The sequence below is a fragment of the Actinomadura livida genome (genome assembly GCF_014648675.1).
Classification (GTDB): Bacteria; Actinomycetota; Actinomycetes; order Streptosporangiales; family Streptosporangiaceae; genus Spirillospora; species Spirillospora livida.
Genome location: NZ_BMRO01000011.1, coordinates 316744 through 327766, shown reverse-complemented (window position 1 = coordinate 327766; position 11023 = coordinate 316744). Strand labels below are relative to the sequence as shown.

Here is an 11023-nt window from a genome sequence, read left to right as displayed (position 1 = left end):
CCGGAGGTGGCGGCCGAGGTCGGGATCGATCTGGGGTTGACGCATTTCGCGGTGACCTCGGACGGCCGGAAGATCACTTCGCCGAGGTTCCTGCGCCGGGCCGAACGCCGTCTCCGCAAGGCGCAGCAGGCGCTGTCGCGCAAGCAGAAGGGCTCGAACAACCGCAGGAAAGCGGTCGCGCGGGTCGCGCGGACGCATGCCCGTGTCGCCGATGCGCGGCGGGACCACCACCACAAGCTCTCCACCCAGTTGATCCGCGAAAACCAAGCGGTCTACGTGGAGGACCTCGCGGTGAACGGCCTGGCCCGCACCCGGCTGGCCAAGTCCGTCCACGACGCGGGCTGGTCCCAGTTCGCCGCAATGCTGGAGTACAAGGCCGCCCGGTACGGCCGCACCTTCGCGCGGGTGGACCGCTGGTTCCCCTCCAGCAAGCTGTGCTCGGCGTGCGGGACGGTCGCCGAAGCCATGCCGTTGACCGTCCGCGAATGGGCGTGTGCGTGCGGCGCGGTCCACGACCGGGACGTCAACGCCGCGAACAACATCCTGGCCGCCGGACGGGCGGACAGCCTAAACGCCTGCGGAGGGACCATAAGCCCTCCCGCTTAGCGGAAGGCAGGCCCCGGTGAAACAGGAAGCCACAGAAGTGCCGCACACGCGGCACGGGCTGAATCCCCGGCCTTCAGGCCGGGGAGCGCGTCAAACCTCGGGGATCTCCTCCTCCGGTACCTCGCCGGTCGGGCCGGGCGCCGGCTCCCCGGGGCCGCCGGGGTTCTGCGGACCGCCCGGGTTCTCCGGGGCCGTCGGGAACACCGGCCGGACCGGCTCCGGCTCGGCGGGCGGCCGGTTCCACCACCACAGCGCGAACGAGATCGCGAACAGCAGCGCGATGATGCCGACCAACTGCACGACCGACCGCCGGTAGCTCGGCTCACGGTGCCCGCGGCGCCGCAGGAAGCTCACCCCGCCGCTGCGCCGGGCGCGCCGTGCGGCGCGGCGGATGCGCCGCTGCTCGCGCCTGCTCGGGGGCCGGAGGCGCTCGCGGGCGCTCGGCTCGGTGAACGTGGCGCCCCGGACGAAGTCGTCGTCGAACACGGGCTCGTCGAAGTCTGCGGCCATGGGGTTCTCTCCGGCGCCGGGGGCGGTCGGATCACCCAGGCTAGTCGACCGATCGGACGACCCACCCCCGGATTTCTAGAACACGTTCTATCTAACCCTCCACCCCCGGGTGACGAACCTCACCGCCCGTCGATCTTGAGAACGATCATGCTTCCGTGGCAGTGACCCTCCCGCGACGTCCGCACACCTCAGAGCCCTGCCGACCTGCGGAGACTCTTGACAAGACCCTTGTTTAGACTTGAGTCTCATTTTCTCTTGAAGTCGGCTTGTAACGCGTTCTACGGTGAGGACGAGCTCGCGCCGCAGACCGGGAGGAACCGCCCATGACCGCCACCGCTCCGGAGACCCCCGTCCCCGCCGGATTCGACTTCAGCGACCCCGACCTGATGGCCGAGCGCGTCCCCCTCGCAGAGTTCGCCCTGCTGCGCCGGACGGGACGGCCCTGGTGGAACGCGCAGCCGCGCGGCCGCACCGGCTTCGACGACGACGGCTTCTGGGTGATCAGCAAGCACGCGCACGTCAAGGAGATCTCCCGCGACCACGAGCTGTTCTCCTCGAACGCCAACGGCGCGATCATCCGGTTCAACGAGTCGCTCGGCACCGAGGAGCTGGACGTCCAGCGCGAGAACCTCCTGCTGCACATGGACCCGCCGCAGCACACCAAGCTCCGCCAGATCGTCGCCCGCGGCTTCACCCCGCGCGTGATCGGCCGGCTGCACGACGCGCTGCAGGAGCGCGCGGAGCGGATCGTCGCCGAGGCCCGCCGGCGCGGCGGGGAGGGCGACTTCGTCACCGAGATCGCGGCCGAGCTGCCGCTGCAGGCCATCGCCGAGCTGATGGGCGTCCCGCAGGAGGACCGCCGCCGGCTGTTCGACTGGTCCAACCAGATGCTCGGCTACGACGACCCCGACTACGACGCCGACCCCGCCTGCGCCGCCGCCGAGATCATCGGCTACGCCATGGAGCTGGCCGACCGGCGGCGCGGCTGCCCCGCCCACGACATCGTCACCAAGCTGGTCCAGGCCGACGTGGACGGGCGCGGCCTCACCGACGACGAGTTCGGTTACTTCACGATCCTGCTCGCCGTCGCGGGCAACGAGACGACCAGGAACGCCATCTCGCACGGCATGATCGCGTTCATGGACAACCGCGAGCAGTGGGAGCTGTTCAAGGCCGAGCGCCCCGAGAGCGCCGTCGACGAGATCGTCCGCTGGGCGACGCCGGTGACCGCGTTCCAGCGCACGGCCACCCGCGACACCGAGCTGGGCGGCGCGGAGATCAAGGCGGGCGACCGCTTGGCGATGTACTACAGCTCCGCCAACTTCGACGAGGAGGTCTTCGAGGACCCCGCCTCGTTCGACATCACCCGCTCCCCCAACCCCCACCTCGGGTTCGGCGGCACGGGCGCGCACTACTGCATCGGCGCGAACCTGGCCCGCCTGGAGATCCGGCTCATGTTCGACGCGATCGCCGACCAGATGCCGCACATCGCGCGCCTCGGCGAGCCGCGCCGCCTGCGCTCGCCCTGGCTGAACGGCATCAAGGAGCTGCCCGTCCGGTACGCCTAGCCGGCACGCCCGGCCGGCCCGCCCGGCCGCCGGGCGATCCTGCTTAGCGGGACGCGGCCTCCTCACCGAAATCTAGAACGGGTTACAGTGAATGCGAATCACGTTCTAGAAGGAGACCGCATGGGTACCCCGGTGATCGTCGAGGCGGTGCGCACACCGCTCGGAAAGCGCAACGGCTGGCTGGCGGGCATGAAGGCCCAGGCCGTCCTGGCGCACGCGCTCAACGCCGCGGTCGGGCGCGCCGGCATCGACGCCGCCGAGGTGGAGCAGGTGTTCGCCGGCTGCGTGACGCAGGCCGGCGAGCAGGGCGGCCACGTCGGCCGCTACGCCTGGCTGTACGCGGGACTGCCCTGGCAGACCGGCGTCACGACGATCGACGCCCAGTGCGGGTCGGCGCAGCAGGCCGTCCACCTCGCCGCGTCGCAGATCGCCGCCGGCGTCGTGGACGTCGCGATCGGCTGCGGCGTCGAGGTGATGAGCCGCGCGCCGCTCGGCAGCAACGTCCTGCCCGCCGACCCCCGGCCGGACGACTGGTCGCTCGACATGCCGAACCAGTTCGAGGCCGCCGAGCGGATCGCCGCCCGCCGCGGCATCACCCGCGCCGACCTCGACGCGTTCGGCGCCCGCTCGCAGCAGCTCGCGGCCAAGGCGTGGGCCGACGGCCGCTTCGACCGCGAGATCGCCCCCGTCACGGCGCCCGTCCTCGACGCCGAGGGCAACGTTACCGGGGAGACCCGCGAGGTCACCCGCGACCAGGGCCTGCGCGAGACCACCGCCGACGGCCTCGCCGGCCTCCGGCCGGTCATGCCGGACGCGCTGCACACCGCGGGCACCTCGTCCCAGATCTCCGACGGCGCCGCGGCCGTCCTCCTCATGTCCGAGGAGAAGGCGAAGGCCCTCGGCCTGCGCCCCCGCGCCCGCATCAAGACCCAGGCCCTGGTCGGCTCGGAGCCGTACTACCACCTGGACGGCCCGGTGCAGTCGACCGAGCGCGTGCTCCAGCGCTCCGGCATGACGATGGGCGACATCGACATCACCGAGATCAACGAGGCGTTCGCCTCGATCGTGCTGTCCTGGGCGTCGGTCCACAAGCCGGACATGGACAAGGTCAACGTCAACGGCGGCGCCATCGCCCTCGGCCACCCGGTCGGCGCGACCGGCTCGCGCCTGATCACGACCGCGCTCCACGAGCTGGAGCGCCGCGACGCCGGGACGGCCCTCGTCACGATGTGCTGCGGCGGCGCGCTGTCCACGGCGACCATCCTCGAACGGATCTGACCGGCGACGACCACGACACCGACCACGGCCCCGGCGCACCGCCGGGGCCGCCCCTCTGCGAAGGCGCGAAAGGCGGTCACTCCTTGCAGCCGGAACCCGAAGACCTCGGCGGCGGACTGTGGAGCGTTCCAGTCCCGATCCCGGACAACCCCCTGGCCTACACGCTGGTGTACGCGGTGGAGAGCCCCCAGGGCCCCGTCCTGATCGACGCGGGCTGGCACCACGAGGACGCCTGGGCGGCACTGCGCGGCGGGCTCGGCACGTTCGGGATCGACGTCGCCGACGTCCGCGGCGTGGTCGTCACCCACTACCACCCCGACCACGCGGGCCTCGCGGGCAAGGTGCGCGAGGCGTCCGGCGCCTGGGTCGCCATGCACCACGCGGACGCCGAGATCACCCGGCTGTTCCAGACCGTGGGGCAGGGCGGCCGCCGCTCGTTCGAGCTGACCGCGCTGCGCCGCGCGGGCGCGGCCGAGTCGGACCTGGCCGAGCCGCCCCCGGACCGCCGGGTCGAGCCGCCCGCCGTCCCGGACCGGGAGCTGTCCGACGGCGACCTCGTCGACCTCCCGGGCCGCAGGCTGCGCGCCATCTGGACGCCGGGCCACTCCCCCGGCCACCTCTGCCTCCACCTGGAGGACGGCGACCGCATCTTCACCGGCGACCACGTCCTGCCCCGCATCACCCCCCACATCGGCCTGTACCCGTACGACATCCCGGACGTCGACCCGCTCAGCGACTTCCTCGGCTCCCTCGACAAGGTCTCCGCGATGTCGGTGGCCGAGGTGCTGCCGGCCCACCAGTACCGCTTCAACGGCCTCTCCGCCCGCGCCCAGGAGATCATCGAGCACCACGAGCAGCGCCTCGCCGAGATCACCGCCCTGCTGTCCGCGGACCCCAAGACGCTGTGGGACATCACGGCGGGCCTGACCTGGCGCAACCCCTGGGAGGAGATGGCCCAGTTCGCCCGCCGCATGGCCGCCGCCGAAGCCGCCGCCCACATCCGGACCCTGGAGACCCGGGGGGTCGCCCGCCGGGAAGGCACCGGCGACCCCCTCCGCTACCGCCTCCGCTGACCGGCCGCCCTACCTCTGCGGGACGGGCTTGAGCGGACGCTCCGGATCGAGGGCGAGCCGCGGCCAGCCCTCGGTGTCGCGCTGCAACTGGCGGTCGTGGGTCGCGAGGACGACGGCCGCCGGTGTCGCCCGGAGCGCCTCGGTCAACTCGTCCACCAGGGCGATCGACAGGTGGTTCGTCGGCTCGTCCAGCAGCAGGACGTGCGGGCGGGCCGCCAGCACCATCGCCAGGTCGAGCCTGCGCTGCTGCCCCATGGACAGGTTCCCCACGGGCTTGCCCAGGTCGTCCGCTGACAGGAGCCCCAGCGCGGAGAGCGAGACCGTCTCGTCCTCACCGATGAGGCCCGAGGTGACCAGGCGCCCGACGTGCGCGGCGAACACGTCATGCGCCCTGCCGTCCACGTGGGGCGATTCCTGGGCCAGCGACTCCACGCGCGTGTTCGGGGCACGCCGCGCGTACCCGCGGCTCGGGGCGAGACGCCCGGCGAGCACCGCCAGCAGCGTCGACTTCCCGGCCCCGTTCGGCCCGGTCACGACGAGGCGCGAACCCGACTCCAGGGACAGCGAGACGTCGCAGTGCAGACGGCCGTCCACCCGCACGCCGTCGGCGGTGAGCAGCGGAACACCGGGACGCGCGGGCAGATCCGGCATCCGGAACCGCCGCGGCGGCACCGGCGCGGTGACCGCGTGCCGCTCCAGGTCGTCCCGGCGCCGATGCACGGACCGGACGATGCCCGGCGCGCGGGTGGCGCGCTGGTGCTTGCCCGTCCCCTTGTCGGGCCGCCAGCCGGTCACGAGCCGGTTCTGGGCCTCCGACAGGTCCCGCGTGAGGCGCGCGTGCTCGGTCCGCTGCCGCTCGTACTCCTCCTCCCACCGCCGGAGTTCCGCCTCACGCCCCTCCCGGTACCCGGCGTAGCCGTCCCCGTAGACGCGCGGCAGCCCGTCCCGGCTGGGATCGAGGTCGAGAACGGTCGTCGCCACATCGGCCAGCAGCGCCCGGTCATGACTGACGACCACGACCCCACCCGGATGCGCGCGCAGCCTCGCGGTGAGGAAGCGGAGGCCGGCCGCGTCCAGGTGGTTCGTCGGCTCGTCCAGGAGCAGGAAGTCGTGTTCGGCGCCGAGCAGGCACGCGAGCCGGACCCGGTAGCGCTGGCCCACCGACAGCTCGGACAGGCGCATGCTCCGGTCGGTGACCGCGCCGAGGTTCTCCAGGGCGAGGTCGACCCGCCGGTCGGCGTCCCAGGCGTCGAGGGCCTCCGCCGCGTCCAGCGCCGCTTCGTACCGCCGTTCCGCGCCGGGCCGCCCCTCGGACAGCGCCCGCGTGGCCTCGTCGAACGCCTTCAGCGCGGCGCGAGCATCTGCGAGTTCCATGTCGATGGCCTGGCCGACTGTGGCGCCGGGCCCGGCGGCCATGGCCTGCTCGGCGATCCCGAGCGTGCCGACCCGCCGGACGTGCCCCTCGTCGGGCACCAGGGCCCCGCTCAGCACGTGGAGCAGGGTCGTCTTCCCGCGGCCGTTCTCCCCGACGACGCCCCAGCGGGCCTGCGGCGAGACCGTCAGGTCCACGCCGTCGAGGACGGTGCGCCCGCCCCGGACGACGCGGACGCCTTCGGCGGTGAGCTGCACCCGAGCACGCGCGGGCAGGGTGATGGAAAGGGTGTTCATTCTTCCTCCGGACGGAGGCACGCCCTCACGCGAGCGGGAAAGACCGCGGAGATGGAGGGGTGCCCTCGACTGACTCGCCCTCAGATGGGGCGGGCGACAACGTCAGACCGCCCGCTGGCTCGCGCTGCGCGAGGGGCGGGCCGTCCGGAGTCGATCAGAGAAAGAACAGCCGTGGCACGCGCCCACCGTACCAACCGGCGCATGTCCCTGGAGAAGTGGGATCGGTCACGCCCATCCGGCCGGCCGCCTCTTTCCGCGCCCCCCTATGAGGAGGGGCGGAGGGGTGGTCGCTGGGTGGGATCGGGGGTTGATGAGACTGGAGTCTCATGTTAGAACGTGTTCTAGATCTGTGGCCAAGCAAGCGCTCAGTTTCAGGGTCTCGTGGCCTCGAGTTCCCGCCCCGGACGAAGGGTCTTCCGCATGGCACTTGAGACGTCCATCGCCTCCGCCACCCGGCCGTTCCGCGCACCCGAGATCGACATCATCGACCCCGGTGTCTACGAGCGCGGGGGGATACCGCACCAGCAGTTCGCGTGGCTGCGCGACAACGACCCCGTCCACTGGCACCAGGACCCGAACGAGGGCGTGCCGGGGTTCTGGGCGGTGACGCGGCACGAGGACGTCGTGCAGGTGTCGCGCCGGGCCGATCCGTTCTCGTCCCGCGAGCGGACGTCGATGTTCGAGGAGTTCACCGACGACGACATCGCCCTGTACGGGCAGATGATGCTGTTCCAGGACCCGCCGGACCACACCCGGCTGCGGGCCATGGTGAACAAGGGGTTCACCCCGCGCATGATCGGCCGGCTGCAGGACCACATCCGGGAAATCTGCCACCGGCTCATAGACGAGGCGGCGCCTTTGGGCGAGTGTGACTTCGTGGAGTACTTCGCCGCGCCGCTGCCGCTCTACACGATCTGCGAGCTGCTCGGCGCGCCGCTGGAGGACCGGAAGAAGATCTTCCACTGGTCCAACAAGCTGGTGGCGTTCAACGACCCCGACTACATCGGGGACCGGACGGAGTCGCAGCTGTGCGCGGCCGAGTTCGCCGGCTGGGCCGGGGAACTGGCGAGCAGCCGGGCCTCGACGCCGCGCGACGACATCGTGACCAAGCTCCTCACGCCGGACGCGGACGGCTCCCGCATCACCGACGAGGAGTTCCAGCTCTTCGTGATCATGCTGTCCATCGCCGGGAACGAGACGACGCGGACGGCGACGGCGGGCGGCATGCAGGCGTTCTTCGAGTTCCCCGACCAGTGGGAGCGGCTCAAGGCGGACCGGAGCCTGCTGCCCACGGCGGTGGAGGAGATCGTCCGCTGGGTGAGCCCGATCAACCAGTTCCGCCGGACCGCCCTCACCGACGTCGAGCTGGGCGGCAAGCAGATCAGGGCGGGCGACAAGGTCGTGCTGTTCTACGGGTCCGCCAACCGGGACGAGCGGGTGTTCGACGACCCGTTCAAGTTCGACGTGGGCCGCGACCCCAACCCGCACATCGGGTTCGGGGGCGGCGGGCCGCACTTCTGCCTGGGCACCCATCTGGCCAGGATGAACCTGAAGATCATCTTCGAGACGATCCTGGACCGGATGCCCGATATCCGGCCGGCCGGCGAACCCCGCCGGCTGCGGTCGAACTTCGTCAACGGGCTGAAGGAGCTGCCGGTGCGCTTCACCCCGTCCTGACCCGAGGAGGTTCCCGTGAGCGTCACCCCCGACATCGAACTGGTCGACCCCGCTCCGTACGAGCACGGAGGCGTCCCGTACGGGCAGCTCGCCTGGCTGCGCGAGCACGACCCGGTGCACCGCCACCACGGCGACCCGGACCGGGGCTACCCGCCGTTCTGGGCGGTGACGCGGCACGAGGACGTGGTGCACGTGTCGCGGCACCCCGAGCTGTTCTCCTCGTGGCGGCGGCTGGCGCTGTTCGAGGAGCCGGAGGAGGAGGCCCTCCACCTGCAGCGGATGATGATGCTCAACCAGGACCCGCCCGAGCACTCGCGGAAGCGGAGCATCGTCAACCGGGGCTTCACCCCGCGCGCCATCGCGGTGCTGGAGGAGCACGTCAGGGAGATCTGCCGGGGCCTGGTCGCCGAGACCCTCGAACGGGGCGCGGAGGCGGACTTCGTCCGGGACCTGGCGGCCCCGCTCCCGCTGTACGTGATCTGCGAGCTGCTCGGCGCCCCGCCGGAGGACCGGGAGAAGATCTTCCACTGGTCGAACACGCTGATCGGCGGGGACGACCCGGACTTCCAGCGGACGCCGGAGGAGGGCCAGGCCGCCGCGACCGAGCTGTACGCGTACGCGAACGTCCTGGCCGCCGACCGGCGGGAGAACCCCCGCGAGGACATCGTCACCAAGCTGCTGCAGCCGGACGCCGACGGGCAGGTGCTGAGCGGCGACGAGTTCGAGCTGTTCGTGATGCTGCTGTCGGTCGCGGGCAACGAGACGACCCGCAACGCGGCGAGCGGCGGGATGCTGGCGCTGCTGGAGCATCCGGAGCAGTGGGAGCGGCTGCGGGCCGACCGCTCCCTCGTCCGGACGGCGGCGGACGAGATCGTCCGCTGGGTCACCCCCGTCAACCTTTTCAAGCGGACGGCCGCCCGGGACACCGAACTGCGCGGCCGCAAAATCGCCGAGGGCGACAAGGTCGTGGTGTTCTACTCGTCCGCGAACCGCGACGCGGCGGTGTTCGCCGGCCCGGACGCGTTCGACGTCGGCCGCGACCCCAACCCGCACCTGGGCTTCGGCGGCGGCGGGCCGCATTTCTGCCTGGGCTCGCACCTTGCCCGACTCGAGCTCAGTGTGCTCTTCGAAACACTTTTGGACGCCGTGCCCAATATTGAACTCAACGGTAACGTTCGGAGGCTAAGGTCTAGTTTCATCAACGGCATCAAGGAGATGCCGGTACGCGTGCGGCCGGCGTCCCCCTGAGTGGCGGGAACCGACTGACGGGAGTGGTGCGTGGGCAGGGGATGGCGTGGGTGAGGCAGGCGAGCCGGGCGGTGCTTCCGGCCCGGACGGTTCGTTGCGGATCGCCCTGCTCTCGTACCGGAGCAAGCCGCACTGCGGCGGGCAAGGCGTCTACCTCCGGCATCTGAGCCGGGAACTGGCCGACCTCGGGCACCGGGTCGAGGTCCTGTCCGGCCAGCCTTATCCGGAGCTGGACCGGGAGGAGATCATCCTCACCAAGGTCCCCAGCCTGGACCTGTACCGGGACGAGGACCCGTTCCGCATCCCGGCCCTCGGCGAGTTCCGCGACTGGGTGGACGTCCTGGAGTTCGCGCACATGAAGACCGGCGGCTTCCCCGAGCCGCTGACCTTCAGCCTCCGCGCGCTGCGGCTGCTGAGCCGGCGCCGCCGCGACTTCGACATCGTGCACGACAACCAGGTCCTCGGCCTCGGCAACCTCGGCATCGCCCGGCTGGGGCTGCCGCTGGTCACGAGCATCCACCACCCGATCAGCGTCGACCGGCGGATCGAGCTGGAGGCCGCGCGCGGCATCAAGCAGAAGCTCGGCAAGCGCCGCTGGTACGGGTTCGTGTCCATGCAGGCGCAGGTGTCGCGGCGGATCGGCCCGGTGCTGACGGTCTCCGAGTCGTCCAAGGTCGACATCGTCAAGGACTTCGGGGTCGACCCGCGCGACATCGACATCCTGCCCCTCGGCGTCGACACCCGGATCTTCCACCCGCGCGGCGAGCGCGTCCCCGGCCGCATCGTCGCGATGGCCAGCGCGGACGCCCCGATCAAGGGCGTGGACGTGCTGCTGCGCGCCGTCGCCAAGCTCGCCACCGAGCGCGACGTGCACGTCATCGTCGTCTCCAAGCCGAAGAAGGACGGCCCGACCGACAAGCTCGTGCGGGACCTCGCCCTCGGCGACCGCGTCCGGTTCGTCAGCGGGATCAGCGACGACGAGCTGGGCGAGCTGCTCGCGTCCGCGGAGATCGCCGTCGTGCCGTCCCGCTACGAGGGCTTCTCGCTGCCGGCCGTGGAGCACATGGCGTCCGGCACGCCGCTGGTCGCCAGCCGCGCCGGCGCGCTGCCCGAGGTGGTCGGCGACGGCGGCGTCCTCGTCGAGCCCGGGGACGTGGAGGAGCTGGCCGCGACCCTGCACCGGCTGCACGACTCCGCGGCGGAGCGCGCCCGCGTCGGCGAGGCGGGACTGGCCCGCGTCCAGGAGCGCTTCGCCTGGCCGGCCGTTGCGAAGGCCACGGTCGAGCACTACCGAGCCGCCATCACCCAGCAGAACTACCTGCGGCTCGCCGCGGGCAAGGGCAAGGGCTGAGGGACGTCCCTCCGGGCGTTTCCCTGTACGAAAGGAGCACGACC

At 71.7% G+C, this 11023-nt stretch carries 9 protein-coding genes; 7 read left to right on the top strand and 2 right to left on the bottom strand.

Annotated elements, in window-relative coordinates:
* A partial coding sequence (locus IEZ03_RS26410) for an RNA-guided endonuclease InsQ/TnpB family protein (RefSeq protein WP_189241240.1) occupies window positions 1-606 on the top strand: 606 nt, incomplete at its 5' end.
* A 90-nt stretch (window positions 607-696) separates the two neighbouring features.
* On the opposite strand, the gene IEZ03_RS26405 is transcribed toward IEZ03_RS26410, so the two are convergent.
* Window positions 697-1116, bottom strand: a complete 420-nt coding sequence (locus tag IEZ03_RS26405; RefSeq protein WP_184887341.1) for an SCO2583/SCO2584 N-terminal domain-containing protein — start codon at window positions 1114-1116, stop codon at window positions 697-699.
* A 323-nt stretch (window positions 1117-1439) separates the two neighbouring features.
* Here IEZ03_RS26405 and IEZ03_RS26400 point away from each other — a divergent pair, with 323 nt between their 5' ends.
* From IEZ03_RS26400 to IEZ03_RS26390, 3 genes are all read left to right on the top strand, one after another.
* Window positions 1440-2684, top strand: a complete 1245-nt coding sequence (locus tag IEZ03_RS26400; protein ID WP_184887343.1) for a cytochrome P450 — start codon at window positions 1440-1442, stop codon at window positions 2682-2684.
* Window positions 2685-2804: 120 nt separating this feature from the next.
* On the top strand, window positions 2805-3962 hold the full coding sequence (locus tag IEZ03_RS26395; RefSeq protein ID WP_184887345.1) for a steroid 3-ketoacyl-CoA thiolase: 1158 nt from the start codon (window positions 2805-2807) through the stop codon (window positions 3960-3962).
* A gap of 83 nt (window positions 3963-4045) precedes the next feature.
* Window positions 4046-5035 (top strand): MBL fold metallo-hydrolase, encoded by a 990-nt coding sequence (locus IEZ03_RS26390; protein WP_184887347.1) that lies wholly within the window; start codon window positions 4046-4048, stop codon window positions 5033-5035.
* A gap of 9 nt (window positions 5036-5044) precedes the next feature.
* Here the strand turns inward: IEZ03_RS26390 and IEZ03_RS26385 are convergent, their stop codons facing one another.
* A complete protein-coding gene (locus IEZ03_RS26385) occupies window positions 5045-6703 on the bottom strand; it encodes an ABC-F family ATP-binding cassette domain-containing protein (protein WP_184887349.1) in 1659 nt (552 codons plus the stop codon).
* A gap of 420 nt (window positions 6704-7123) precedes the next feature.
* Between IEZ03_RS26385 and IEZ03_RS26380 the strand changes: the two genes are divergently transcribed.
* Genes IEZ03_RS26380 through IEZ03_RS26370 form a run of 3 tightly spaced genes read left to right on the top strand, consistent with a single transcriptional unit; the run spans window position 7124 to window position 10979 of the window.
* Window positions 7124-8380 (top strand): cytochrome P450, encoded by a 1257-nt coding sequence (locus IEZ03_RS26380; RefSeq protein ID WP_184887351.1) that lies wholly within the window; start codon window positions 7124-7126, stop codon window positions 8378-8380.
* A 15-nt stretch (window positions 8381-8395) separates the two neighbouring features.
* Window positions 8396-9628 (top strand): cytochrome P450, encoded by a 1233-nt coding sequence (locus IEZ03_RS26375; protein ID WP_184887353.1) that lies wholly within the window; start codon window positions 8396-8398, stop codon window positions 9626-9628.
* A 46-nt stretch (window positions 9629-9674) separates the two neighbouring features.
* On the top strand, window positions 9675-10979 hold the full coding sequence (locus IEZ03_RS26370; protein WP_229808590.1) for a glycosyltransferase family 4 protein: 1305 nt from the start codon (window positions 9675-9677) through the stop codon (window positions 10977-10979).
* The last annotated feature ends 44 nt before the right edge of the window (window positions 10980-11023 follow it).

Bases quoted from the DNA above. Each gene is read 5' to 3' on its own strand.
- IEZ03_RS26405 (WP_184887341.1), bottom strand. From the start codon at position 1,116: ATGGCCGCAGACTTCGACGAGCCCGTGTTCGACGACGACTTCGTCCGG.
- IEZ03_RS26400 (WP_184887343.1), top strand. From the start codon at position 1,440: ATGACCGCCACCGCTCCGGAGACCCCCGTCCCCGCCGGATTCGACTTC.
- IEZ03_RS26395 (WP_184887345.1), top strand. From the start codon at position 2,805: ATGGGTACCCCGGTGATCGTCGAGGCGGTGCGCACACCGCTCGGAAAG.
- IEZ03_RS26380 (WP_184887351.1), top strand. From the start codon at position 7,124: ATGGCACTTGAGACGTCCATCGCCTCCGCCACCCGGCCGTTCCGCGCA.
- IEZ03_RS26385 (WP_184887349.1), bottom strand. From the start codon at position 6,703: ATGAACACCCTTTCCATCACCCTGCCCGCGCGTGCTCGGGTGCAGCTC.